15 protein-coding genes are annotated in these 23,593 nt (G+C 67.7%); 8 read left to right on the plus strand and 7 right to left on the minus strand.

Annotated features, from left to right (window positions below):
* Positions 1 to 49: 49 nt before the first annotated feature.
* Positions 50 to 1,771 (minus strand): hypothetical protein, encoded by a 1,722-nt coding sequence (locus NR810_RS25120; RefSeq protein ID WP_257455960.1) that lies wholly within the window; start codon positions 1,769 to 1,771, stop codon positions 50 to 52.
* A gap of 341 nt (positions 1,772 to 2,112) precedes the next feature.
* On the opposite strand from NR810_RS25120, the gene gstA reads away from it, so the two are divergent.
* Both gstA and NR810_RS25130 read left to right on the plus strand, forming a co-directional pair.
* On the plus strand, positions 2,113 to 2,721 hold the full coding sequence (gstA, locus tag NR810_RS25125) for a glutathione transferase GstA (protein ID WP_257455962.1): 609 nt from the start codon (positions 2,113 to 2,115) through the stop codon (positions 2,719 to 2,721).
* A gap of 71 nt (positions 2,722 to 2,792) precedes the next feature.
* Positions 2,793 to 4,112 (plus strand): amidohydrolase, encoded by a 1,320-nt coding sequence (locus NR810_RS25130; RefSeq protein ID WP_257455963.1) that lies wholly within the window; start codon positions 2,793 to 2,795, stop codon positions 4,110 to 4,112.
* 48 nt (positions 4,113 to 4,160) lie between these two features.
* On the opposite strand, the gene NR810_RS25135 is transcribed toward NR810_RS25130, so the two are convergent.
* On the minus strand, positions 4,161 to 4,568 hold the full coding sequence (locus NR810_RS25135) for a DoxX family protein (protein WP_257455965.1): 408 nt from the start codon (positions 4,566 to 4,568) through the stop codon (positions 4,161 to 4,163).
* Between the two features lie 100 nt (positions 4,569 to 4,668).
* Positions 4,669 to 5,124: a MarR family winged helix-turn-helix transcriptional regulator gene (locus NR810_RS25140; protein WP_257455967.1), complete on the minus strand. Its 456-nt coding sequence runs from the start codon at positions 5,122 to 5,124 to the stop codon at positions 4,669 to 4,671.
* Between the two features lie 237 nt (positions 5,125 to 5,361).
* Between NR810_RS25140 and NR810_RS25145 the strand changes: the two genes are divergently transcribed.
* From NR810_RS25145 to NR810_RS25155, 3 genes are all read left to right on the plus strand, one after another.
* Positions 5,362 to 6,372, plus strand: coding sequence for a hypothetical protein (locus NR810_RS25145; protein ID WP_257455968.1), 1,011 nt, complete (start codon positions 5,362 to 5,364; stop codon positions 6,370 to 6,372).
* 142 nt (positions 6,373 to 6,514) lie between these two features.
* Positions 6,515 to 7,660: an anhydro-N-acetylmuramic acid kinase gene (locus NR810_RS25150; RefSeq protein WP_257455969.1), complete on the plus strand. Its 1,146-nt coding sequence runs from the start codon at positions 6,515 to 6,517 to the stop codon at positions 7,658 to 7,660.
* Complete coding sequence (locus NR810_RS25155; protein ID WP_257455976.1) at positions 7,657 to 8,814, plus strand: GTP-binding protein; 1,158 nt, start codon at positions 7,657 to 7,659, stop codon at positions 8,812 to 8,814. Before NR810_RS25150 ends, NR810_RS25155 begins: the two co-directional genes overlap by 4 nt.
* A gap of 168 nt (positions 8,815 to 8,982) precedes the next feature.
* Here the strand turns inward: NR810_RS25155 and NR810_RS25160 are convergent, their stop codons facing one another.
* The 4 genes from NR810_RS25160 to NR810_RS25175 all read right to left on the minus strand — a co-directional run bounded on the left by NR810_RS25160 (position 8,983) and on the right by NR810_RS25175 (position 16,127).
* The gene (locus NR810_RS25160) at positions 8,983 to 11,931 is read right to left on the minus strand and encodes a tetratricopeptide repeat protein (protein WP_257455977.1); all 2,949 of its coding nucleotides are present in this window, start codon (positions 11,929 to 11,931) and stop codon (positions 8,983 to 8,985) included.
* Positions 11,928 to 12,995, minus strand: coding sequence for an NACHT N-terminal Helical domain 1-containing protein (locus NR810_RS25165; protein WP_407653830.1), 1,068 nt, complete (start codon positions 12,993 to 12,995; stop codon positions 11,928 to 11,930). Before NR810_RS25165 ends, NR810_RS25160 begins: the two co-directional genes overlap by 4 nt.
* A 443-nt stretch (positions 12,996 to 13,438) precedes the next feature.
* Complete coding sequence (locus tag NR810_RS25170) at positions 13,439 to 13,636, minus strand: hypothetical protein (protein WP_257455979.1); 198 nt, start codon at positions 13,634 to 13,636, stop codon at positions 13,439 to 13,441.
* A 412-nt stretch (positions 13,637 to 14,048) separates the two neighbouring features.
* Positions 14,049 to 16,127, minus strand: a complete 2,079-nt coding sequence (locus tag NR810_RS25175) for a sodium-translocating pyrophosphatase (protein ID WP_257455981.1) — start codon at positions 16,125 to 16,127, stop codon at positions 14,049 to 14,051.
* Positions 16,128 to 16,644: 517 nt separating this feature from the next.
* On the opposite strand from NR810_RS25175, the gene NR810_RS25180 reads away from it, so the two are divergent.
* From NR810_RS25180 to NR810_RS25190, 3 genes are all read left to right on the plus strand, one after another.
* Entirely contained in the window at positions 16,645 to 21,921 is a 5,277-nt protein-coding gene (locus tag NR810_RS25180) for a trifunctional serine/threonine-protein kinase/ATP-binding protein/sensor histidine kinase (protein WP_257455983.1), read from the plus strand.
* 71 nt (positions 21,922 to 21,992) lie between these two features.
* A complete protein-coding gene (locus NR810_RS25185; protein WP_257455985.1) occupies positions 21,993 to 22,754 on the plus strand; it encodes an ABC transporter substrate-binding protein in 762 nt (253 codons plus the stop codon).
* A gap of 43 nt (positions 22,755 to 22,797) precedes the next feature.
* Entirely contained in the window at positions 22,798 to 23,583 is a 786-nt protein-coding gene (locus NR810_RS25190) for an amino acid ABC transporter permease (RefSeq protein ID WP_257455986.1), read from the plus strand.
* The last annotated feature ends 10 nt before the right edge of the window (positions 23,584 to 23,593 follow it).

Genomic DNA, 23,593 nt, shown 5'->3' on the forward strand with positions numbered 1-23,593 from the left:
CAGGACAGGGCAACTCCGCCCTCTCCTGGCCCGTCTCAAGCCACGAGCGTCACGGCGCGGCGCAGAAGGGAGCCTGTACCTCGCCCAGGGCGAAGAGGATGGCGTCCTTCAGGCTCGTCGGCTGGTTCGCCCGATAGAACCGGCCCTGGCCCGCCAGGGCGATGCTCTGGAGCATGGGGCTGCTGTCGCCATAACCAATGACGAACGTGCGCACCGTCTGGTTGCCGGGCATGTCGCCCCGCAGGTCCGCGTGCGACAGGAAGAACGCCGCATCATCCATGAAGTTCTTGTTCGTCTTCGCCAGACCGGTGGGCCAGTTGTAATCCGTATAGTCGCAGTCCTCCTGGGTTGCACCGAACAGGTGGCAATAATTGACGCCACCCGGATTGGGGTTCGTCTCGGAGTTGACCGGATCGAACGTGAGCAGCGCACCATTCGGGTGCCGGGCACCATTGGCCTTGAGGATGTCCATCATCTTCGTGATGGGCACCGTGTTGTCGTAGGTGGGAGTGCCCCCCGTCACCACGATGACAGCACTGCGCTGGGAGTCACCGCAGACGGACTTGTCGAAACCCGTGCCCTCCCAGGGCTGGGCCGTCTTGAGCCACTCATCGGATTGCACGCCCCAGTACCGCCCATCCCCGCCCGTGTTGGGGTTGTCATACGTGCCGCCGTTGCAGCAACCCGGCCAACCCCAGCCAGGATTGAGAGGCTGCTGGAACCAGCTCGTCCACCGGTTGTCCACCTTCTGCGAGGAGAAGTAGGCACCGAGACCGAAGAGCGCCTCGCCAATGGAGCGCTCGTTGTTGCGGAACACGGTCTTGTTGACGGCCCGCATCAGAAGGGGCCGGTTGAGCGATGCCTCATCGATGACGGGCGAGGACTTGTCGCAGGTCGGCCGCAGCTTCTCGAACATCTGGGGCGGATCGTACCAGCCGGCATCCGGACCGAAGGTGGCCACGCCCATGCGCACGTTGCTCGCGGTGGCGATGACCTCCTTGAGCATCTTGCGAGCAATCACGAACCTGGGCGGACGCACGTTGAGCACCCGGCCACTGACGACCCACTTGCGGAACGCCTCTCGAGGAAGCGGCGGCTCGTCGAGCGCACGCAGGGGGCCATTCATTCCGTAGGTCGAGGAATCCGCGGGGTGCGTGACGAGAGGGCCACGCCACCAGCCCTTCGTCGTCACGCAGGAGATGCACTCGTTCAAGACGGGCGAATTCCAGTACACGTCCTTCCAGTTCAGCGTGGCCCAGCAGGCGGACATCGCGTCCGAGGTACCGCTCGTCGTACGGAAGTCGACGGAGACCGAGGCCGGCGTCTCCTCCACCACCCACGAGAGGCGACGACCCCGCGACGAATAGAACAGGTTCGGATCGAAGAACTGGGGCGTGGCGCCGAAGTCGGCGTCGTTGTCGTAGGGAATGGAGCCGTTGAGCTTCGGATCGGAGCTGTTCTTGTCGAACCAGCTCATCGCCGAAACCAGCGCCGGATCCGAGCAGCCCGTACCGACGTTGAGACCCGCGTAACCATCGGCCCCGAACTGACCGGACATCGCCACACCGGGAGGATTCGGCACGGCTCCGGCGTCTCCGTTGACCTCGGGCAGGAACTGCGGGAAGTCCTGCATGGACTCATGGTTGTCCAGCAGGAAGATGACGCTGGGAGGCGCCGTCTCCGCGTGGCTCGGAAGGGACAACAACGCCGCGCCTCCGGCGGACACCCATCCCAGGGTCAATCCCAATCGCTGGCTGAGCGATCGTCTCATCAAACGGCTCCTCGTGCCGAAATCACTGTGCATGTCGCGGGCTCCAGACGGTACAGACCATGACCTCCACCGGCCTCGAGGTCATCTCCTTGATACCTCATGGGGAGCACGCGAATACATACGAAACAGTGAATGGCTTCGTCATCCACTCCCAAGCCAAAGATTCCGTGTCACGACACAGGCCGACACGTGGTCGTCACGGTCGAAGCTGATAGGGAAAGGCACGCGAGCCGCTCACGCCGGGCACGAACAACCTGTGGCGAGCGCCCCCGGAAAAGTGCAAAGTGGGCGGCCGCCTGGGTGGACAAACAGGCGCACACACAATACGGAGTTCGCGAAACATGAAGCTCTACTACTCCCCCGGTGCCTGCTCGCTGTCGCCGCACATCGTCCTGCGCGAGGCGGGCGTGTCCTTCGAGATCGAGAAGGTCGACCTGCGCACCAAGAAGACCGAGTCCGGCAAGGACTTCACCGCCATCAGCCCCAAGGGCTACGTCCCGACGCTCCAGCTGGATGACGGCAGCATCCTGACCGAGGGCCCCGCCATCGTTCAGTACATCGCCGACAAGGCCCCCCAGGCGAAGCTGGCGCCGGCCAACGGCACCATGGAGCGCTACCGCCTCCAGGAGTGGCTCAACTTCATCAGCACCGAGCTGCACAAGGGCTTCAGCCCCCTCTTCAACCCCGCCTACCCCGAGGATGCGAAGAAGATCGTTCGCGACAACCTCGCCAAGCGCTTCGACTACCTGCGCGCCACGCTCGAGAAGGGTCCCTTCCTCATGGGCGAGCAGTTCACCGTCGCCGACGCCTACCTCTTCACCGTCGCGAACTGGGCTGGCTTCGTCAAGCTGGACCTCGCCCCGTTCCCGTGGGTGCAGGCCCACCAGGGCCGCGTGGCGGCGCGTCCCAACGTGCAGGCGGCCCTCAAGGCCGAAGGCCTCCTGAAGTAACCCACCCGTAGGCAGTCCAGGTGGCACCGTGCTGTATTCGGCTCCCTTCTTCCCGGACCGGAGACAGCACGGTGAAATCCATCCCCCTCCTCGCCCTCCTCCTCACCGCGACCGCCTGGCCCCCGGCCGACGCGCGGGCGGCCGAGGCCCCCTCCCCCGTCCTCAAGCCCCTGGATGGGCTCTACCCCGAGCTGGATGCCCTCTACCGGGAGCTGCACCAGAACCCGGAGCTGTCCTCGCGCGAGGAGAAGACCTCGGCGAAGCTGGCCGAGCGCCTGCGCAAGCTCGGCTTCGAGGTGACCCAGAATGTCGGCGGCCACGGTGTGGTGGCCCTCCTCCGCAATGGCAAGGGCCCCACGGTGCTGCTGCGCACCGACATGGATGGCCTGCCGGTGGAGGAGAAGACCGGGCTCCCCTACGCCAGCAAGGCGACGATGAAGGACGAGACCGGCCAGCCCGTGCCGGTGATGCACGCCTGCGGGCACGACGTCCACATGACCGCCTGGATGGGCACCGCGACCCTGCTCGCGAAGTCGAAGGACCGCTGGCGCGGCACCGTCCTGCTGGTCGGCCAGCCGGCCGAGGAGACGGGCAGCGGCGCGCGGAAGATGCTCTCGGATGGCCTCTACAAGCGCTTCCCCAAGCCGGACTTCGCCATCGCCATCCACAACAGCGCCAGCGCCGCGGCGGGCACCATCGAATACGTGCCCGGCTACGCCCTGGCGAGCGTGGACTCCGTCGATCTCACCCTCTACGGCAAGGGCGGGCACGGCGCCTATCCGCACACGACGGTGGACCCCATCGTGCTCGCGGCGCGCACCATCCTCTCGCTACAGACGCTCGTGAGCCGCGAGAAGTCGCCGCTGGAGCCCGCGGTGGTGACGGTGGGCTCCATCCACGGGGGCACCAAGCACAACATCATCCCGGACGAGGTGAGGCTCCAGCTCACCGTGCGCTCCTACAAGCCCGAGGTCCGCAAGCAGCTGCTCGCCGGCATCGAGCGCATCGCCCAGGCCGAGGCCCTGGCGGCCGGCGCGCCCCGGAAGCCGGAGATGTCCGTCACCGAGGGCACTCCCGCCACCTACAATGATCCGGCGCTGACGAAGCGGCTGGCCGACGCCGTCTCGCGGGTGCTCGGCGCGGAGAACGTCCGCGAGGGCCAGCCCGTCATGGGCGGCGAGGACTTCTCCGAGTACGGCCTCGCCGGAGTCCCCGCCGCGCTGCTCTGGGTGGGCACCGTCGAGCCCAAGCGCCACGCGGAGGCCCGGACATCGGGCGAGGCGCTCCCCTCCCTCCACTCCCCCCTCTTCGCTCCGGACCGCGAGCGGACGCTCCGCACCGCCGTCACCACGCTGACCACCTCGGCCCTCGAGCTGCTGGGCAAGCCGTAGCGCCCGGTGCTCAGCGGCGGATCTGCCCCATCCGCCCATTCCGCGTGTTCATGCCCGGACCTCTCGATCGAGCCCTCCACGGGCGAAAAGACGATTGAACGGCGGCAGCACCTCGTGCCGGCGAGCGAGACCGACGATCACCGCAAGCGACAGGAGGACCAGGGGAGAGACCACATGCGAGGCCTCTCCCGCCTTCAAGTGCGTGAGCACGGCGCCCACCATGGTGCCAGCCGCCAGGCCAGCGCCCAGGGTCGCCGTGCGCGGAACGAGCAGCAGCAGCGCCGCCAACACCTCGATGGCCCCGGTGACGTACAGGAACCACAGGGGATAGCCCCAGCGCGCGAAGTTCTCCGGACCCGGCGCCACCCCCGTCAGCTTCGCGCTCCCCGCTCCCAGGAACGCGACCGCGAGCAGCACCGTCGCGACCCAGACACCCACCTTCTTCGATTTGGACATGACCGTCTCCCTTCATCCTTTCGAGCACGAACCATTCGTACTGGAACTAAACACGCGAGAGAAATCCTTCGTTCTGGAAGTAAAATGCGCGAGAACGAAATCAGTTGCGGGACAGCGACAGCCCCAGTTTCTTGCAGAGCGCGCCGAGCTGCTCCTGCTCCTCGGCGGTCAGGACTCCCAGGAGCGCCGCGACGTGGGCGGCATGGACGGGGAAGACCTTCTCGATGACGCGCCGCCCCTCCGGGGAGAGGCTCACCACCATCACCCGGCGGTCCTCGGGGCTGCGCGCACGTTGGATCCACCCATTGCGCTCCAGGTTGTCCAGCAGCGCGGTCATGTTGGGGTTGCTGCGCAGCAGCTTGCGGCCGAGCTCCCCCTGGCTCATCGGCCCGAGGTGCAACAGGGTCTCCAGCACCGCGAACTGGGGCGTGGTGATCTCATGGCTGGCCAGGTGCCGGTGAAGCTCGCCCCCCAGCGTCTCCACGGCCCGGATCAGCTTGATGAACGTGTCGAGCGCCCGGGTCTCCCGTGCGCTGCCTTTGTAGTGGGTCGGCATTCTTTCCAGCCCTGAAGGTTCGATCTGGAACTAATCCCGGACCCGGACTTTTGCAAGGGCGAAGCATCTCGGTCTCAAACCAAACACAGACAGGATTGGCCATCCGCGCCCGCAGGCCCACCCTGTGGGCAGGTCACGGACGCTCGTCTCCTCGGAGGCCCCCACACCTCGTCCGGTCAAGACTCGCACCCCGCGAGGTGGTCTCGAGAAGTGCCTGGCGATAGCCTGCATGCGGTCATGCGGTTCGTACTCCTCACGCTGCTCCTGCTGCTCCCCACCATGGCGTCCGCGACGGACGTGAAGGGCACCCTCTCCTCGTCCACCGTCTGGACGAGGCGCGGCAGCCCCTACGTCTTGAAGGGGGATGTCACCGTGGCCTGGGGCACGAAGCTGACGATCGAGCCCGGCGTCCGGATCATCGCCTCCTCCACGGACGCGCTGCGCTCCGGGGTGGACCCGGAGCAGGTGGAGCTGATCGTCGATGGCACCCTGGTGGTGCGTGGCACCCGGTCCCGTCCGGTCGAGCTCACCGCGCAGGGCTCCCTCGGCTCCTGGTACGGCATCCGGGTGCGCGGCGGCCGGGGCACGGTGATCGACGGAGCCGTCGTCACCCAGGCACGGCAGGGCATCTCGCTGGACATGGGTGCGGTGGTGCGGAACACCTCGGTGAGCGCCACCGAGAAGGACTGCCTCCGTGTGAGCTGGGGCCAGTCCACCCTGGAGGGCAACCAGTTGAGCGGGTGCGGGGGGAACGGGTCCAGCGAGGACTCGTGGACCCTGGCCCGTGCGCGGGCCACCGCCAGCGTCACGCGTTCCGGTGAGAGCGCCCTCCAGCGCACCGGCCTGTTCGAGGCTCGCGTCCGGGGCAGGGCCGTCTTCGCCCACCACCTGCGCGGCACCCGGGGTGGAGCCATCGCCCGCGTGTTCGGGCGCGCCGCTCACCGCCCCGGAAAGCCGTCCGCCGTTGCCAGTGTCTCCCCTGCCCCCTCTCGGGAGTCGCAAGCGCTCGCGCGCGTGATTCCGTCTCCCGGAATGGGAGAAAGGGCCGACGAATCCCTCCGGTGGAGACTCCCGCGTGGAAGTGGCCCCACCGACGAAGCGGGCATCCGCTCCGATTCAGCGCACCTCTCCAGCGGAGGAGTCTGGCGTCACGAGCCCATCGCCGGGCCCGAGCAGTGGACCTCCCCGGGCCGGGTGAGGAAGAAACCCGGATGGCCTGAGGAACCACGGCCCGCCCTCGTCACCTGACCCCACCAAGAGCACCCAGCCAGCCCGGGCACCGCGCCACGCTGTCATGTTCCCCCATGCCCCCTGACCAAGAAGCCTCTGGCTGACACTCGGGAGGGGACCGGGGCGGCATCCGTCGGACCGGGTCCTTACACTTGCGGGTATGGATTCGCGACCGCCTCGCCCCAACTCGCGGCTGTGCGTCGGACTGCTGTCGGGCACCAGCGTGGACGCGGTGGAGGCGGTGCTCTGCCGGATCAACGGCTCGGGCCCGGAGGTCCGCGTCACCCTCCTGGCACACATCTCCCGCCCGTTCACTCCCGAGTTCACGAAGCAGGTGCTGGCCGCCAACGACGCCCGCTCCCTCTGCGAGCTCAACTTCGCCCTGGGAGAACACTTTGCCGAGGCGGCCCTGGAGGTCATCGCCCATGCGGGCCACCGCCCCCAGGACGTGGACGCCATCGGCTCGCACGGCCAGACGGTGGCCCATCTGCCCTCGAGCCTGTCCAGCACGCCCTCCACCCTGCAGCTCGGGGAGGCGTCCGTCATCGCCGAGCGCACCGGCATCCCCGTGGTGAGTGATTTCCGCACCCGGGACGTGGCCGCGGGAGGCCAGGGCGCGCCCCTGGTGCCCTACCTGGACTGGGCCCTGTTCCGGAAGCCCGGGGTGGCGCGAGCCCTCCAGAACATCGGAGGCATCGGCAACGTGAGCGTGGTGAGCGACCGGCTGGAGGACACGGTCGCCTTCGACACCGGGCCGGGCAACATGGTGCTGGACGGCCTGGCCCGGCGCGTCACCGGGGGCAGTCTCCAGTGCGACCTGGATGGCTGCCTCTCCCGCCAGGGCCGGGTGATGCCGGAGCTGCTCGAGGAGCTGCTCGCGCACCCCTTCCTGGCCCTCCCCCCACCCCGCAGCGCCGGCCGCGAGGGCTTCGGTGACGCGCTGGTGGGCCGGCTGTGGGAGCGCCACGGCGCCTCGCGCCCCTATGACTTGATGGCCACGGCCCTGGCGTTCACGGTGGAGGCCACGGCCCGCGCCTATGAGCGGTGGCTCCTGCCGCGCTTCGCCCTGGAGGCGGTGTACGTCTCCGGCGGCGGCATCCGGAACCCGGTGCTCATGGAGCGGCTGACGGCCCGGCTGGCCCCCCTGCCCGTCCGCCCCCTGGACGACCTGGGCCTGCCCGAGGGGGCCAAGGAAGCCGTGTGCTTCGCCCTGTTGGCGAACGAGCACCTGTCGGGTACCCCCTCGAATGTTCCGTCGGCAACTGGCGCCAGGAGGCGAGTCGTTCTAGGTAAGCTGACACCGTGAGCAGCGTAAATCTGGTAGCCCGGGAAGTAGCGGTGAAGATCGTCTTCTACGGACCTGGTCTGTCCGGGAAGACGACGAGTCTGCGGAAGATCTACGAGACCGTGCGCCCCGCGCACCGTGGCGAGATGATGTCCATCGCCACCGAGGGGGACCGCACGCTCTTCTTCGATTTCCTGCCCGTGAAGGTCGAGCGGGTGAACGACTGCACCGTGCGGCTCGCGCTGTACACCGTGCCCGGCCAGGTCTTCTACAACGCCACGCGCAAGCTGGTGCTCCAGGGCGCCGACGGCGTGGTGTTCGTGGCGGACTCGCAGCCGGAGATGGTGGACGCCAACCGCGAGTCGCTGGCCAACCTGGAGGAGAACCTGCTCGAGCAGGGCGTCCGGCTGGAGCGCTTCCCCCTGGTGTTCCAGTGGAACAAGCGCGACATCCCCAAGGCCCTGCCCGTCTCCGAGCTGCGCGCCGCGCTCAACCCCCGGGGCGTCCCCGACTTCGAGACCGAGGCCCTCAGCGGCCGCGGCGTGATGGACGCCCTCAAGGCCATCACCCGGCTCGTCATCCAGGATCTGCGCGCCAAGCGCATCGTCCCCCCGCCCCGCGTTGCCACTCCGGCGATGCCCTCGCTGGGTGCCCCCAAGGGAGCGAGCGGACTCGAGGCGCAGTTGAGCCAGCTCGCCGGAAACCGGCCCGCGGTCTCCGCCGCCCCGGCGCCCACCTCGGTGCCGCGCCCGGCGGGCCCCATCTCCCGCAGCATGCCGGCCGTCGTGCCCCAGACCCAGGTCCAGGTGGCGCCTCCCGTCGCGCCCCCCGCCCTGACGGGACAGCGCCCCCTGGGGGCCGCCAGCGCGCTGGCGCCCTCGGACCTGTTCGACCACGCGCGGGCCGCGGAGGGGGCCTTCGCCTCCGGGGATTACGGGACGTGCATCCAGGCGTGCCTCGATGCCGTGCGGCGAGGCCTGGCTTTCGCCGGGGAGGGCCCCCTGGGTTCCCAGGCCCACCTGCTCCAGGTCGACGGGGGAGATCTGCTCAAGCTGCAGACGCTCGCGGCGCGCATGAGCAACCGCGTGGATGACGCGGCGTTCGCGCTCTACGTGCTGATGCAGATCTTCACCCGGCTCCACGCGGCCGGGCTGCCCGCTCCCGCGACGGAGTAGCGCCGGTGGAACTCATTCCGAACGCGGTGACCCTTCGTCTCGCGGTACGGATCTGGCCGCTCTCGCACGCGCGGCTGCGCAGGACCCACAAACAAGGGCCCGAAGGGAGGTCGAGGGAAGACAGGTTCAAGGCCTGTCTTCCCGGCCATCAGCACCCCGTGCGGGGTGCTAGAGGTCCAGGCCACCCCGGCTCTGGAGCCGTGCCGCGTATTCAGCGGCGAGTTGAGGCTTGCCCAGCGCGTTATAGATGTTCATGAGGCCGAACATCGCAATCCCGTTCAGAGGATCGTGCTGGAGGGCCAACTCGAAGTGCGTGGCGGCCTTCTCCAGCTCTCCAAGCGCGGCACGGATCATCCCGAGGGCCCCCTCTACATTCGCGTTGCTGCCCCCTACCCTCTTCGCGCGCTCCGCGAACGCAAGCGCCTCCTGTGCCTTGTTCTGCTGTATCAGCAGGTGGGTCTTCAGGAGCAAGGCATTCACGTCGTTGGGATTCAGGAGCAGGCGCTGCTCACAATCCCGCAGCGCCCCTTGCAGATCCCCGGACATGAGCCTTGCTTCCGGCGAGTCACCGATGTCGGGCCGCTCCGTTGAGAGGGAGCGCAATCCCGGGTCCATCTCCCCAAGCCGATTCAGCAGGAGCCGGACCTCTCGAGGCGTGCCATTCCGATACTCCCCCGAAACGTTCACGGTCTTCTCGACGGCCACCCTGAAAGCATCCGGAGTCACCATGCGTCGAGCACGGGCTTCCCGGTCGACGAACATCACATCCGGGCGGTCCATCGGAGCCTGCGTGAACCCGGCGGCCTCGCATACCGCGAGCAACTGCCCGGCAAAGGCGGCATCGCTGGGCTGGAGAAGCACGAGCAGCGGGATGTCCTCGGCGTCATACGTCTCCAATCCGAGGCGCTGCTGGATCTCCTCGAGCAGGCGGGACAGGGCCGGCTCGCGCACGGGCGACGTGATGCTTCGTTGTTCGCAGTTGCGGCAATCCAGCTCGTATCCGATGTCCCGGTTCGTGAGGACCAGGTAGCCGCACCCCGGGCAGCGGGTGAAGTAGAGGACCGTTGTCCGAAGGTCGCGCCCCATGCGCGTCGAATTCGTGTTCTGGATGGAGCGGTAGGCGTACTCCAGTTGCTGGAGGTACTGGGGCTCTTCCGGCCGGCCATAGAAGTCGAATCCCAGGGTGTTGTCCGCGTACATCCGCGTATTCATGAACGGACCGGACAAGCCAGGATCCGGCTCCGCCCACGAGTCCTCCGGCTCCGGCGTAACCTCGTTGGGAGAGGGCTCTCCCAGGGAGTCCTCCCGCTTCGAGGCAAACCGATCGCTGAGCTCGTTCAGGGCTTCCATCGCGCGTCTCGCCCCCTCGGGCGTCCGCGACTCGGTCGCCCGCCGGACGAGGGCGAGTGCCTCCTTGCCGAAGCGTTCCTCCAGTGTACGGACGGATTCCAGAGCCTCCTCGTACCTGTCGAGCATCAGCTCGCACCACAACATGCGCGGAGCTAGCGCTGGGTGGTCGAAGCCCTGCTGATAGCTGTCCCGCAGGGCGATCAGTGCATCCGTCGGACGTTTCAGCTCGTCCATCAGCAGGCTCGCGAGCCTGAAGCGGATGGATGCCAGGTGTGGAGTGAGCCGCAGCGTTCGCTGGAACGCCTCCGCTGCTTCGGGGAACCGCTCCTGCTGCTGGTAGGCCAGCCCGAGGTTGGCCCACATCTGGCCCACGTCAGGCCACCTGCGCAGGCTTGTCTCGAGCAACGAGATGGCTTCTTCCGGTTCCTCCTTGACCAGGTGGACACTGGCGATGTTGGTGATCAGCTCGGGCAGTGACTCCTCATCCGTGTAGGGCATGAGGTTCTTCAGGATACGGAGGGATTCACCGAAGAGACCCAGGCGCTTGAGTGACAGTGCCAGTTCCATCAAACACGAGTGCCTGAGCTCCTTGTCCGGCCCCATCTCGAGTGCCGTCTTCAGGCAGGGGAGAGCCTCCTCGTCCCGCCCCAGCAAGGACAACGCCGTGGCCTTGTTGCACCACATCCTCGCATCCAGCTCCTCGAGCGGGAGTTGCTCAATGAGCTCCAGGGCCAACGCCGGCTGTTCGATCTCCAGTAGCGAGCGCACCGAGGCGCCGCGGAGTTGCCGCTGCACGTCCTTGAAATGATGGCTGCGCTCGGCAGCTGAAGCCATGACCCGCAGGCAAAGGAGGAAATCGTGCTCCTCACCGATGGCGTTGAGCATGTCGTGAACGGCATCGAAGGTGGCCGGACGCTTGACCGGATCCTTCTCCAGGCAGGCCCGCGCAAGCTCGTGGAGCGCCGCAGCCAGCGCATGCCCCTGCGTCGTCGGCTCGGGAACGGGAGCCGACAGGTGGGCGTCGCACCAGCCCCTCGCATCCTTCTCCTCGAAGGGGCGGGTCCCGTGGAGCATCTCGAAGAGCATGACGCCAAAAGCGTAGACGTCCACGGCGGGAGTCACCGGATGTCCGAGCCATGCCTCTGGAGCCCGGTAGGCATGGGTGCTTTCCAGGGCGGAGGGCTCATCGTCCGCGAGTACCCGGGCGAGCCCGAAGTCCGAGACGTGCAGGCCGTCCCCGAAGAAGAGTGCGTTTTCGGGCTTGAGGTCGCCGTGGACGAAATCCCCGAGCACATGCGCCGCATTGCGCATGGCGAGCGAGAGCTGGAAGGCGAGACCAAAGGCCTGCTCGGGAGCCAATCGCGTCCGTGAGAGCAGGCCACGCAAGGTCCCGTCCGGACTGATTCCCGTCGTCGCCACCGGCATGACGACAAAAGGGTGGCCGTCGAGCAATTCGATACTCAGCGCCGGTACGACGTAAGGCAGCCCGTTGAGCCGCATCCAGACGGAGATCTCGCGAATGAACGCTTCCCGGTGCTCGCGGCTGAAGAAGAAGCGGGGCTGGAAGCTCTTGAGCGCGACCGGGAGGACCTCGTCGCCCTCACCGAGCACCCTGCAGATGTAGACCTCCCCCATTCCCCCACGCCGTGGCGTGTCCTCCAGTGTCAGGAACTTCCCACCGAGCAGGGAGCCGCGAGTCGAGCCGCTCCGCGCCCCCGGGTCTGGCGTGCCGACGGGAGTCCCTTGTAGCGTTGCCTGGCGTGTCATGCCCTCTCCTGGAACGGAGTCGGGGTGGAAGCCATCTTGCGTGGCGTGGCGTGGGCGGCGCGCAGGAGCCGCTCGAACTTTTGCGGCCCCATCCACCGGGTGATTCGCGCCAGGGTGGAGCTGTTGCCCCGCAGCACCGCGATGAGGAGCTCCCTCTCGGAGACGAACGGATGGCCCTGGGCATGGGCAAGCTCCTGTGCCGCCATGACATCAGGGCGCTCCATCCATTCGAATGGGGTATAGCGCTCCTTCTCGCCGGCGATCTGCCCAGCAAGCAGTGTGGCAATGAACTCGCGGAGCTCCGCATGGAACCCCGGAGCGACCGCATCACAGCAACGCTGTGCGAAACCCCTGGCCGGGTCCCCGGCGCCTGCGGTGGCGCCCTCCGGCCGGAAGACGAGCAGGTCCTGGAGGAAGCTGGTCGTCCGATACGGAAGCCCGCGCGCGGCCCACTGTTCGCGCGTCGCCTCCAGGTGCTCGAGAAGAGCGGACTCGATCCGGATGGCCCGAGCCGCCATCCTCTGCGTCTCCCTGAGCTGGGTCAGGGACAGCTCCAGGAGCCGGGCCTCCCGTTCGAGCACCTCGGCGAAGGTGCTCTCCTGGAACCGCGGCAGGCTCGAAGCAGTGGACAGGATGACGCGGCAGGACTTCTCCAGGCTCCGGGTGAAGATGCTGGCGCCGACCTCGGAGAGCGTGCGTATCCGTGGTGCGGCCTCGTCGAGCAGATGCCGCGCGAGCCGGTCTGGAGAGAGCGCCAGTCTCGCGACCAGCGCGCTGTCGATGGATTCCAGGCTGCTCGCCAGTTCCTCGGCGACGGATTCCGCCTCATGCTCCTCCAGCGCGACACCGTCCAGCGCTAGCGCCTCGCCCATGCTGCGCGTCAGCTGCGCCGCGAGCCGCGACATGGAGTCGGCCTTTCGCCGCAGCGACTGTTCAGCCTGGCTCTTCGCGAGGTCGAGGGCTGTCCCGGCCAGCTCGGGAGGAATCTCCTGAGCCCAGGCCTTCACGATGGCTTTGGCCATGGCCATACCAAGTTGAAGCAATACCCGCTCTGCAACAGCCATGAGCCTTCCTTTGGCGGGGGGCCGCGCTCACGTCGTCAGACGAAGAGAGACCTGTCCGGAAAGACTTCGAGTCTAAGCCATCCCGGGGAAGTTCCGTCAGGGGCGGGTGCTGCTCCGCCGAGGGCGAGCATTGATTAAAGGCCTCAGCCCATCAGGAGTGGAACGCACAGAAACTGGGAGTGTTTCATGCGCATGAGGGCAGACTCCCACCTCCGTCAGGGCCACAGCCGGCCCCGAGCGGCGAGCCCGTGACGGTTGCACTCCAGCCTGTCGAAGAGGCGCGTCACGCAGGAGCTCGTGCGTTCGCGCGTGTGGTTCCAGCTCCGATGTCGTGGTCGTAGACGTGAGGACTGGCAATCATGGACTGGCGCTCCGGCCGTTGGAGGGGAGCCGCGCTCCCCGCTCGGTGCTCGGCGCGAACGTCCGGCGCAGCGGCCCGGCCCTCAGAGGGACGGCTGCCCCTGATGCATCAGGGCCTCCACCTGGCGCTGGAGGGCCTGCAACTGGTGGAGCTTCTCCCTCAGCTCCCCGCGCATCTCGCGCTGGTCGGTGTGGAGGACCTCGTCGTGCAGCTCCTCGATGCTTTCGGCCAGGCAGGCGTGGAGGAGATTGACTTGCTGCTGGGAGAGCTCCAGGACCATGGGACACCTCTCTGTCAGCGGAACAGCGATAACTCCTCCCTCACACCCGAGGGAGCGGGTGCGAGCGCGCGCGCGTCAGGCCCGTGGGAGCCGATGCTGCTGCTCCTGATGCCTGGCGCGCAGGCGGTCGCGGAACACGATGAAACGTAGCACGCGCTCGCCCACCGCGCCGGGGCCCTGGCCGACATCTCATGCCGGGATGTTCGGTGTCCTACGTCAGCGGCTCGAGCCACTGCCGGGGTCGCGCGTCCGTCCGGCGCGCACCTCCTCCGGCCAGGTCCGTCCCGACCCACCCCCTCATCCAACCGGGACTCCGAGGAACCGCACGGCCCCTCGGGGGGGGACGCGTCGTACGAGCCACCGCTCGTGGTGCGGGCGCCTCGGCCTCGAGGCGCCGCACCGCAAGCGCTGGCTACCTGAGCGCGATGAGGGAGGCCACGAGCAGCGACACGACGCTCATGACCTTGATGAGAATGGCAACGCCAGGGCCCGAGGTGTCCTTGAACGGGTCACCCACCATGTCGCCGACGACAGCGGCCTTGTGGACGTGCGAGCCCTTCGCGTGGCCCGGCAGCTTGCCCTTCTCGATGTACTTCTTGGCGTTGTCCCACGCACCGCCCGCGTTGGCCATGTAGAGCGCCATCGTGGCGCCGACGACGAGCGCGCCGGCCAGGAGGCCCGCCAGCGCCCCGGGCCCCAGCAGGTAGCCCACCAACGGCGGGGCGACGACGGCGACGAGGCCCGGGAAGATCATCTCGCGCAGGGCGCTCTTGGTCGAGATGTCGACGATCTTCTTGGGGTCCGGATCGGCCTTGAGCTCCATCAGCCCCGGAATCTCGCGGAACTGGCGGCCGATCTCCTCGACGATGGCGCCCGCCGCGCGGCCCACGGCGAGCATCGTCGAGGCGCCCACCAGGAACGGGAGGATGGAGCCCAGCAGCAGGCCCACGATGACGTTCGGGTCGGTCAGCAGCAGGCTCATCTCTGGCAGGCCGGCGGCGACGCGCGTGTGGTTGACCTCGAGGTTGAACGCCGAGAAGAGCGCGATGACGGTGAGCGTCGCCGAGCCGATGGCGAAGCCCTTGCCGATGGCCGCCGTGGTGTTGCCCACCGCGTCCAGCTCGTCGGTGATGGCGCGCACTTCGGGGCCGAGCCCCGACATCTCGGAGATGCCACCCGCGTTGTCCGAGATGGGGCCGTAGGCGTCCACCGTCATCACGACGGCCGTGCCGCCCAGCATGCCCACGGCCGACAGCGCGATGCCGTACAGGCCGAGCGCCTGGTCCGCGATGTAGGCCACCACGGCGATGGTGGCCATCGAGATTCCCACGCTCTCCATGCCAACGGCGAGGCCGCGGATGAGGTTGGTGCCCGCGCCCGTGATGGACGCCTCCGCGATGCGCTGCACCGGCGTGGACGAGGTGTAGTAGTCCGTGACGAGGCCGATGATGGCACCGCCGAAGGCGCCCGCGGCCAGCGCCACCGTGATGGACTGGGAGAGGCCGAACACCCGCATCATCACGAACGACAACACCACCAGGATGACGGGGGGCAGGATGAGGGCGCTGCGCAGGACCTGCGCGGGGTTCAGGTGCTTGAGGGCGCGCGCGATGAAGATGCTCAGCACGCTGACCACCAGGCCCACCGCGGACAGCACGAGCGGGAGCACCACGCCCGCCACCTTCGCGCTCCCCGCCGCCGAGGGGTCCACCACGAGGCGGGAGAGCTCCGTCGCATTGGCGGTCAGCGCCATCGCCATCGCGGCGACGAGGGCGGCCACCATGGACTCGTAGATGTCGGCGCCCATGCCGGCCACGTCGCCCACGTTGTCACCCACGTTGTCGGCGATGACTCCGGGATTGCGCGGGTCGTCCTCGGGGATGTTCTCGATGACCTTGCCGGCGATGTCGGAGCCTACGTCGGCGGCCTTGGTGTAGATGCCGCCACCCACACGCGCGAAGAGCGCGATGGAGCTTGCCCCCACGGCAAAGGAGTGGAGGATGGGGGAGAGCTGCTCACTCCTCTGGAACGTGTAGTAGACGCCGCCCATCCCGAGCAGGCCCAGGCCGGCGACGGCGAGCCCCATCACGGCGCCGCCGTCGAGGGCGACCAGGAGCGCGTTCGGCTTCGAGCCGGTGCGCGCGGCCTGCGCGGTGCGCACGTTCGCGTAGGTCGCGGCCTTCATGCCGATATAGCCCGCGAGCAGCGAGAGGAACGCGCCCAGCACGAAGCTCGCGCTCGCCGTCCAACCCAGCGCCAGGCCGATGATCACCGCGAGGACCGCGCAGTAGATCGCGAGCACCTTGTACTCGCGGACGAGGAACGCCATCGCGCCTTCGCGGATGTAGCCCGCGATGCGGTTCATCGTCGCGTCACCGTCCGGGAGCGCCTTGACGCGAAAGTAGAAGAACGCAGCGAAGAGCAGCCCCACGGCGCCGATGACACCCGGTGCGACTGCCCAGAAATTCGACTCGAGACTCGACAACTCCATCCATTCTCCAGAGCAGTCCCGGGGCCAGCCCTTCGGGCCGCTCGTATGTGCAAAATTGTACGGAGGGCCTATACGGGATTTCAGAGCAAGAGCGTAGGAGGAACAGGCGGCCTTTTCGTGCGCATGCCCAACAACCCGTTGTGAATCGCCCACACTCTCGGTATGAGCCGGGCGCCACAGGCCCCCCTCCCCGTCTTCTCGCCTCCGGGACGGGCTCCTCCCGTGCACCACCCGGGACTTCCATCCCGGCCCGCCGATCAGCCGCGAATTGCATTCCCTGGAGTCATACCGGCCTGGTGTCGGGCTCGGTTTGTCATGTCGCTTGTTATTGATGCTGCGATTGAGCGAAGAGTGAAATGGGTGAAGCCCTTCCTCCCCTGTGGGCCGGGAAGAAGGCTGGCCGCGGAGCGCCGAATAACCGGGGTGAGCACTTTGTTCCGGCCCGAACGCCTATGATCCGGCGTGCGGGCGCGACGACGTCACGGGGACCGGTTCTCGCCAGCGGGTGTGCTCATCGATGCTCGATATTCCAGGGTACAGGGTTCTTGGCCTCATCCGGGGCACGGGCTCGAACGCGCTTTTCCAGGCGGTGCGTGAAGCCGATGGCCTGCCGGTCATCATCAAGACGCCCGTGGCTGTTTCCGCTGGCCGCGCGGAGAGCGAGCGATACCGGCGGGAGTTTGGAATCCTGCAGCGGCTGCGTGACGTGCGAGGGGTGGCCAGGCCGTATGCCTGCCAATGGATCGGTGAGCGGCCCGTGCTGCTGCTGGAGAGGGTGCGGGGCCAGCCCCTGTCCGAGTCCACGTCGACGGGCCAGCCCCTGGAGCTGTCCCGGTTCCTGCAGCTGGCCCTCTCGCTGGTAACCACCCTGGGGGAGGTCCACTGTCGCGACGTCATCCACAAGGACATCAAGCCCTCCAACATCATCCTGGAGCCCTCGGGAGAAGCGAGGCTCATCGACTTCGGTGTGGCCACGCTGCAGAAGGTGGAGTACCTGGACGCGGCTCCGACGCACCTGGTCGAAGGGACGCTGGCGTACATGTCGCCGGAGCAGACGGGGCGGATGAACCGGGCGGTGGATTACCGCACGGACTTCTACTCGCTGGGCGTCATGTTCTACGAGTTGTTGACGGGACGGCGGCCCTTCCAAGGGAAGGATGCGCTCGAGTGGTTTCACGCCCATATGGCGCAGGCGCCCAGGCCTCCGCACGAGCTGAACCCGCGGGTGCCCCCTGCCCTGTCCGCCGTCGTCCTCAAGCTGCTGGCGAAGACGGCCGAGGAGCGCTACCAGAGCGCCGAGGGACTGCGGGCGGACCTGGAGCGGTGCCGCGACGCGTCGAGTCAGAACGGGCGAGAGGTGTTCGCGCTGGGCACGCAGGACACGCCCATCCGGTTCCAATTGCCGCAACGGCTCTACGGGCGTGAGGCCCAGGTGTCCACCCTGTTGGAGGGCTTCGAGCGGGTGAGGCGCACGGGCAGGCCGGAGCTGTTCCTGGTCAGCGGGTACTCGGGCATCGGCAAGTCCTCGGTGGTGCATGAGCTGCACAAGCCCGTGGTGGAGCGCCGCGGCTTCTTCCTGAGCGGCAAGTTCGACCAGTTCCAGCGGGACATCCCCTACGACATCCTGGCGCAGCTCATCCGTGCGCTGGTGCCGCAGGCGCTCGCGAGGAGTGAGGAGGAGATCGCCCGGTGGCGCCAGCAGGTGAACGAGGCCTGGGGAAGCCACGGCCAGATGCTCGTGGACCTGGTACCCCAGCTGGAAGTGCTGGTGGGCTCACAGCCCGCGCCCCAGGCGCTGCCCCCGGCAGAGGAGGCCCAGCGCCGCTTCTATTGGGTGGTCCGCCAGTTCTTCGGGGTGTTCGCCACCCCAGCGCATCCCCTGGTGCTGTTCCTGGATGACCTGCATTGGGCGGACCCCGCCAGCCTCCAGATGCTCTCCCATCTGCTCTCCGAGTCGGACATCCCACCGATGTTGTGGCTGGGCGCCTACCGGGACAACGAGGTGAACGCCTCGCACCCGCTCATGCAGATGTTGGAGGGGGTGCGCAAGGCAGGGGGGAAGCTGAAGGATCTCCGCGTGGAGCCGCTGAGCGTGGCGCAGGTGGAGCAGCTGGTGGCCGACACGCTGCCGGGGGCGGAAAGGGAGGTGGTCGCTCCCCTCTCGGCGTTGGTGCATGGGAAGACGGGGGGCAACCCCTTCTTCCTGCTGCAGTTGCTGGTGGCGATCCACCAGGATGGCTTGCTGGTGCGGGTGCCCGGAGGCGGCTGGCGGTGGGATGCCGAGGCGGTGCGGACGCGCGACTACTCGGAGAACATCGTCGACTTCATGGTGGGCAAGCTGCGCCAGTTCCCCGCTGGCACGCAGCACCTGCTGCGTCTGGCGGCGTGCGTGGGCAAGGTCTTCTCCCTCCAGATGCTGGGCGTCCTCGCCGGCCTCGGACAGGGGGGAGACGTGGAACAGGGGCTCGAGCCCGCGCTCCTGGAGGGCATGTTGGTGCGCTCCGGCCCGTCGCACTACCGGTTCCTGCACGACCGCATCCAGCAGGCGGCCCATAGCCTCTGCTCCGAGTCGGAGCTCCAGGCCGTTCACCTGCGCATCGGCCGGTTGCTGCTCGAGAGCCTGTCCCAGGAGCAACTGCGCGAGTCGATCTTCGACGTGGTGAGCCAGCTCAACGCCGGGGCCGGGCTCATGGAGGATGCCGCCGAGCGCCACCACCTCGCGCGGCTGAACGCCGAGGCGGGTGACAAGGCCAGGGCCGCGGTCGCGCTCCGCCCCGCCCTCACCTACTTCTCGACGGCCTTCTCGCTCATTCCCGGAGACCCCTGGGAGACGGACCACGCGCTGGCCTTCAAGCTGAATTTCTCCCAGGCGCGCTGTGAGTTCATGAGTGGCAACATCGCCGAGGCGCGCCGCCTGGTCGAGACACTCCGCCCCCGGGCGAGCACCCGTTCGGACATCGAGGCCGCCTATGGCCTGAAGCATGACGTCCACTTCGCCGCCGGTGAGCGCCAGGAGGGCGTCTCCTGCATGTTGGAATGCCTGGCGCTGCTGGGCATGCCGCTCCAGCAGCACCCCTCCTGGGAGGAAGCAGTGGCCGCCCATGAGGAGATATGGGCCTTGCTGGGGGAGCGTCCCGTCGAGAGCCTCATCGACCTGCCCCCCATGACCGATCCGGATGTGAAGCTGGTCATCCGGGCCCTCTTCACGCTCTTCAATTCCGCGTACTCCACCAACCCCCCCCTGCTCATCGTCCTCTTGAGCCGGATGGTCTCCCTCTCCCTGCGCCACGGCTTCGTGGCTGCCGCGGTACCCGGATTCAGCTGGTTTGGCGTCATCACCGGCTCGTTCTTCAAGCGGTACCGGGATGGCCTTGCCTTCGCGAGGCTCGCCCGCGAGCTCGTCGAGCGGAACGACCTGTCCGCCGAGCGGGGCGAGGTCTTCCTCAGCATGCAGTTCAGCAGCTATTGGAGCCAGCCCCTTTCCAGAGCGCAGGAGCTCGTCGTCAGCGGCTTCCAACACGCGCTTCAAGTGGGGAACACGGCTGCCGCCGCCTACTGCGGCCTCGAGATCGTCCTGAACCGCCTGGCCATGGGACACAACCTGGAGGAGGTCCACCAGGAGTCGCTCGTCCGCGGCGAGTTCTTGAGCAAGACGGGCTTCCTGGATCCCCAGGAGTCGCTCCTCCTGGCGCAGCGCTACGTGCAGCAGATGCGCGGATGCTCCCTCTCGTTCGGCACGCTCGATGGGGAAGGATTCGATGAGCGGACCTTCGAGGCCAGGCTGCCGCCAGTCCCCAGGAGGAGCACGCGCGCCTTCTGGGTCACCCGGCTCCAGTCGCGATTCATGTGCGGCGACTACGCGGAAGCCCGCCGGGCGGCGGACAGGGCGGCCGAGCTCCTGAAGGCCAACAATGGCATCCTCTTCTTCCGCGAGTTCAACCTCTACCGCGCCCTGGTCCTGGCCGCGTGCTTCGAAGGCGTCACCGCGGAGGAACAGCGCCAGTTCCTCGAGGCCATCCAGCGTCACCAGCAGCAGCTCGCGGAGTGGGCGGAGAATTGCCCCGAGAACTTCCACGCGCTCGAGCGGATGGTGGCCGCGGAGCTGGCCCGCCTCCAGGGGCGGCTGGATGAGGCGATACGCGCCTACGAGGAAGCCATCCGCTCGGCTCGGGAGAATGGGGCCACCCACCATGTCGGACTGGCCGCCGAGCTCGCGGCGAACTTCTGGCGCACGCGCCAGGCCCCCCTCGTCGCTCAGGGCTTCGCGCGCGAAGCCCGGGCGGCGTACCTGCGGTGGGGCGCCCTGGGCAAGGTCCAGCACCTGGAGTCCCAGTGGCCCCACCTCGCTTCCGCGGCGTCCACCCGGGACGAGCTGACCACCAGCGGTACGGCCTCGACCCGCATCGACGCGCTCACGGTCGTCAAGGCCCAGCAGGCCGTCTCCAGTGAAATCGTCCTGGAGCGTTTGGTGACCACGCTGCTGCACGCGGCGATCGAGAACGCCGGAGCCCAGAGAGGCGCCCTGTTGCTCCCCGACGGGGACACGCTGTCGGTGGCGGCCCTCTCCGAGGCCCCGCCGGAGGGGGAGGCCCCCGAGTTGCCCTGGTCGCTCTTCTCCTATGTCCGGCGCACGCGGGAGCACGTGCTCATCGGCGATGCCTCCAAGCCGCACCCCTTCTCGTCCGATGAGTACCTGGCACACAGCGGAGCGCGTTCGGTGTTGTGCCTGCCCCTGGTAAGGCAGGAGCGGTTCTCCGGCGTGCTGTACCTGGAGAACGACCTGGCGGCGGATGCCTTCAGCCCGGCGCGACTGGCGCTGTTGGAACACCTGGCCTCCCAGGCGGCCATCTCCATCGACAATGCCCGCCTCTATGAGGACGTCCAGCGCGCCAGGGCGGAGCTCCGCCAGGCGAATGAAGAGCTGGAGCAGCGGGTGGAGGAGCGCACGCGCGAGCTCAAGCAGGCACAAGCCCGGCTGGTGGATACGGCGCGAGAGGTGGGCATGACGGAGGTGGCCTCCAACGTGCTGCACAACGTGGGCAATGTGCTCACCAGCGCCGTCGTCAACCTCGAGGTGATGCGCAAGGCGGTGGGCTCGCTGCGCGTGGGCCGCCTGAGGCAGGCAGCGGCGCTCCTCGTGGAGCAGCGGGAGAACCTGGCGGACTTCCTGACGAAGAGCACCCGGGGCAGGCAGCTGCCGGACTACCTGACGGCGCTGGGGGAGGAGTGGATGAAGGATCAGATGCGCCTGATGGAGGACATGGATGTGATGACCCGGCACGTCGAACACATCCGCGCCATCGTCCAGGTGCAACAGACGTATGCACGGAGCTCGCTGATGACGGAGGAGTGCGAGCTGGCCCAGCTCGTCGATGACGCACTGCGCGTCCAGATGGTGGCCTTGCAGCGCCACGGTGTCACCGTGCACCGGCAGCTGGAGGCGGTGCCGCGGGTGAAGGTGGACAAGCACAAGGTGCTGCAGATCCTCATCAACCTCATCAGCAACGCCAGGCACGCGCTGGACTCGAAGCCGGAGGGCCAGCGCAACCTGTGGGTGAAGCTGAGGGCGGAGGGGCCGGTGGCACGCATCCAGGTCGTGGATGATGGAGTGGGAATCGCCCCCGAGGTGAAGGGGAAGCTGTTCTCCCACGGCTTCACCACGCGCAAGGACGGCCATGGCTTCGGACTGCATTCCAGCGCGTTGGCGGCACAACTCCTGAATGGCCGCCTCTGGATCGACAGCGAGGGACCCGGGCGGGGAGCCGTGACCACGCTGGAACTTCCGCTTCACTGATCGTCAAACTTGTTTCGAGAGGGTGCGTGCAATAGTGTCCGCGCGCCCGCATCCCAGAGGAGGGGTTGACGATGAAATTGCTGAGTCGGCTTGTTGTCCTGACGCTGTGCCTTGCCGCTACTCTTGCCGAGGCGCGGACGTTCGAGGAGATCAAGAAGGACGGCAAATTCATCGTGGCAACGGAGGGCGGGTTCCCTCCCTTCAACTTCTACCGGGGCCCGACGCTCACCGGCTTCGAGGTCGAGATCGCGGAGGCGCTGGCCAAGAAGATGGGCGTGCAGATCGAATGGCGCGTCCTCGCGTTCGACGCGCTCCTGGCCGGCCTGCGCCAGGACCGCTGGGACATGGTGATCGCCTCCTTCGCCATCACCCCCCAGCGTGCCAAGGCCGTCTCCTTCTCGGACCCGCACTACTGCTCGGGCGGAGTGGTTGTCGCGAAGGACCCGGCCATCCGCACGGCCCAGGATCTCTCCGGCAAGGTGGTGGCGGTACAGACGGGGACCACCTACCTGGAGAACGTGCAGAAGCTCCCGGGCGTGAAAGAGGTGAAGAACTTCCCGAAGGATACCGACGCCCGGGCCGCGCTCATGAGCGGCCGCGTGGACGCGTGGGTGACGGACAAGTTCGTCGCCAAGGCCGCCCTCGAGTCGAGTGCCTCCGCTGGCTTGAAGCTCGGCGACTTCGTGTTCGTCGAGAAGATCGCCCCCGCGGTGAAGAAGGGCAACACCTCGCTCGTGGAGGCGATCAACAAGGCCCTCAAGGAGATCATGGCCGACGGCACGTACGAGGCGATCTCCAAGAAGTACCTGAACGAGGACATCCGCTGCAGGTGAGCACGCGTCCCGGCGACAACGACCCCGCGCTCCTGATGCCCGTATGAACGGCCTCCTCTCCGCCTGGCCCCAGGGTTGGACGCGCCAACAGCGCAGCACCGCCACCATCGCCCTGTCGGGCGCCGTGCTGGTGGCATTCTTGTGGCTCGTGGCGACGCCGCTCGCGTTGTTGCCAGAGCCCATCGGCCCCGCCGCGCAGGAGTTCGCGGAAGGCGCGCGCGTCACGGTGGGGCTGACGCTCGTCTCGGGCCTGGTCGGCATCGTCCTCGGCGTGCTCGCCGCCCTGGCGAAGCTGGCGCCCTTCCCGCCCCTGCGCTGGGTGGCGGGGCTCTACATCTGGGTGATCCGCGGCACGCCGCTGCTCGTGCAGGTGCTGTTCGTGTTCCTCGCCCTGCCCATGCTCCTGCCGGGGGTCCAACTCTCGGACTTCAACTCGGCGGCCGCGGCGCTCGCGGTGAACGTGGGGGCCTACAACGCCGAGGCGCTCCGGGCGGGCATCCTCGCCGTTCCCAAGGGGCAGACCGAGGCGGCGCGGTCGCTGGGCCTCTCGCCGACGCAGACCTTCATCCACATCGTGTTCCCGCAGAGCTTCAAGATCGCGCTGCCACCCCTGGTGAACAACGTGGTGGCGCTGCTCAAGGACTCCTCGCTGGCCTATGTCATCGGCGTCGTCGAGCTGACGAACGTCGGCAACCGGGTGCAGGCCGCCACGTTCGAGCCCGTGCCGGTGTTCATCGCCACGGCGTGCATCTACCTCATCCTCACGACCGTGCTGACCCAGATCTCGGGTGCCATCGAGCATCGGCTCGATGTCGAGCAGCGCACCTGAAGCATGCGCC

This window comes from Archangium lipolyticum (assembly GCF_024623785.1).
Classification (GTDB): domain Bacteria; phylum Myxococcota; class Myxococcia; order Myxococcales; family Myxococcaceae; genus Archangium; species Archangium lipolyticum.

Coding starts and splice junctions, on each gene's coding strand:
- NR810_RS25135 (WP_257455965.1), bottom strand. CDS start 4,568: ATGTCCAAATCGAAGAAGGTGGGTGTCTGGGTCGCGACGGTGCTGCTC.
- NR810_RS25175 (WP_257455981.1), bottom strand. CDS start 16,127: ATGGAGTTGTCGAGTCTCGAGTCGAATTTCTGGGCAGTCGCACCGGGT.
- NR810_RS25190 (WP_257455986.1), top strand. CDS start 22,798: ATGAACGGCCTCCTCTCCGCCTGGCCCCAGGGTTGGACGCGCCAACAG.
- NR810_RS25180 (WP_257455983.1), top strand. CDS start 16,645: ATGCTCGATATTCCAGGGTACAGGGTTCTTGGCCTCATCCGGGGCACG.
- NR810_RS25160 (WP_257455977.1), bottom strand. CDS start 11,931: ATGACACGCCAGGCAACGCTACAAGGGACTCCCGTCGGCACGCCAGAC.
- NR810_RS25145 (WP_257455968.1), top strand. CDS start 5,362: ATGCGGTTCGTACTCCTCACGCTGCTCCTGCTGCTCCCCACCATGGCG.
- NR810_RS25185 (WP_257455985.1), top strand. CDS start 21,993: ATGAAATTGCTGAGTCGGCTTGTTGTCCTGACGCTGTGCCTTGCCGCT.
- NR810_RS25140 (WP_257455967.1), bottom strand. CDS start 5,124: ATGCCGACCCACTACAAAGGCAGCGCACGGGAGACCCGGGCGCTCGAC.
- NR810_RS25120 (WP_257455960.1), bottom strand. CDS start 1,771: ATGAGACGATCGCTCAGCCAGCGATTGGGATTGACCCTGGGATGGGTG.
- NR810_RS25150 (WP_257455969.1), top strand. CDS start 6,515: ATGGATTCGCGACCGCCTCGCCCCAACTCGCGGCTGTGCGTCGGACTG.
- NR810_RS25170 (WP_257455979.1), bottom strand. CDS start 13,636: ATGGTCCTGGAGCTCTCCCAGCAGCAAGTCAATCTCCTCCACGCCTGC.
- NR810_RS25165 (WP_407653830.1), bottom strand. CDS start 12,995: ATGGCTGTTGCAGAGCGGGTATTGCTTCAACTTGGTATGGCCATGGCC.
- gstA (WP_257455962.1), top strand. CDS start 2,113: ATGAAGCTCTACTACTCCCCCGGTGCCTGCTCGCTGTCGCCGCACATC.